At 36.9% G+C, this 1,804-nt stretch carries 2 protein-coding genes; both read right to left on the bottom strand.

All coding sequences use genetic code 11. The features are described from left to right. A partial coding sequence (locus GXZ17_RS10570; protein ID WP_409377246.1) for a phosphoadenosine phosphosulfate reductase family protein occupies positions 1-643 on the bottom strand: 643 nt, incomplete at its 3' end. Positions 644-655: 12 nt separating this feature from the next. Then, positions 656-1,195, bottom strand: coding sequence for a DUF4180 domain-containing protein (locus tag GXZ17_RS10565; RefSeq protein WP_409377245.1), 540 nt, complete (start codon positions 1,193-1,195; stop codon positions 656-658). Between the last annotated feature and the right edge of the window lie 609 nt (positions 1,196-1,804).

Raw genomic sequence — 1,804 nt, 5'->3', positions numbered from 1 at the left:
TTCTACTAGGAGGCCCAAAAACTTTCCAGAGTTCCAAAGAATGCTTTTCATTTCTTGCTACATAAAATTTTAGGTTAGGGTAAATGCTCGTATAGTACTCTTTTGTTTTCTCATACATTTCATAAGTAGGAGGTATTTCCATAGTGGTATCAGTAAAGATTACAATATAGTCATCAGGAGATAAAGTCCGCGAAACTAAATCCAAAACTACCTGAGAATCTTTTCCTCCACTATAAGATACGATGACTTGATCTACTTTGTCTTTGTATTTTTTAAAAGTATCCTGAATAAAATCTATTGCTTCATTTTCTAAGACTTCCAGAGCTTCGAGATTCTTTTCTACCATTAATTTAACATTTACGGGTTCTAAAGAGAGCTTTTTATATCCATCTTCTAACTTTATCTTTGGCTTTTCAAAAATCCCTCCTCCTTTAGCAGAGGCTACAAGTTTCCCCTTGTAATAATATCTCCTTCCAGTATTCCAAAGAAGCGGTTCTTCCACCTTAGGATAATCCCAGAATTCGTTAAAACCTAAAAGGTCTAACTCTTCATAAAACACAGGTCTTGGAGGAGAAAAGCCATTAGCAGAGGAATTTACTAATAAAATACCACCGCTTTCTGTATCCCATTCTATCTCAAACATTTTTGTCCATTCTCACCCCCCATTTGTATTAGCAAAACTTATACTGGAGGAAGAAAAGCAATACCCCAAATGCAGTTTAAACCATCCTCTGATTTTTGTCGAGACAACAAGTCGACAAAGTTTTAAATAATTTATAAAGGTATACTTACGGTTAATTATATTTACCAAATACAGGTTGTGCATTGTTCTTATTAGTTGGGTCTCTCCCAATAACCACGCTTCTGCATCCTCAAAGTTGTTATAGATGCGAAATTCCTGCCCCTTATTGGATTCTGACAAGAACTCCTTAAATCGCTGTGATGTGATTTTTGCGTCGAGAATGGCGACCGCTTTAATATTGTAATTTCTGAGCTTTTGCAGTACTAATCCCGCTACCCGGGTAGAAAGGAGCAAAAAATCCTCCGACAGACAAGCGGCAGGCAGCATAAGCAAATTTGTTCCATGCTCTACACAGGCCGAAATCAAGGCTAATCCATCTTCTTCAGTTTTGATTTGCCCTCCTGTAACGACAATGTAAATCTGCCCGTTTTTATTTATTGGTGTATACTCCATTTATTCACCCATTCTTAATTGATTTTTCTCTGGTTTTAGCAAGCGACGAGGTTTTCCGATGTACCTTGCCAATCCAAGCAAGCTCGTTTTCATAGAATTGCCTGTTGTTCTCGATTGCCAAATCTCGAACAACAGATTTGAAGTTTTTCTGTCTGTTTTTCTTAATTCTATCATATTCAATTTCTCATAAGTGATTTTTGTTTTTCTTTAACTTCTTGAAAAACAACACCACTTTCAATCAAGCTGTAACGAAGTAAAATAAAAAAGTGGATGCCGTTATGGTAAAGTAAGTCTTGTGGAGAATTTTATAGTAAGGAGATCACCCGCTAAGAGGATGATACGGGAGAGTGAAGCGTGAGACGGGAGTCTTTGATGATGAATTTTCAGGTAGAGACCATTATCAAATGTAAAAGGTAAGAAAATCAATCAGGTGCGAATCAGGAGAGAGAAAAACGCCAGATGAAGGATGGAAACACCAAAGAACCATTATATTAGACCGAGGGGGAGAGCTCATGATTTCTATCTTTTTAAAGGTTAAAATATGCCTTGACTTATGGACTGTAATACAAATTCTGCCGAGCTTTATTTTTGCCATTAGTGAGCTTGAGG

Source organism: Candidatus Sordicultor fermentans, assembly GCF_012728195.1.
GTDB classification, from domain to species: domain Bacteria; phylum Atribacterota; class Atribacteria; order Atribacterales; family Caldatribacteriaceae; genus Sordicultor; species Sordicultor fermentans.
This window is presented reverse-complemented; position numbering and strand designations above follow the sequence as displayed.

What these genes read in the sequence shown, in the direction of transcription:
- GXZ17_RS10565 (WP_409377245.1), bottom strand. Translation starts at nt 1,195, where the DNA reads ATGGAGTATACACCAATAAATAAAAACGGGCAGATTTACATTGTCGTT.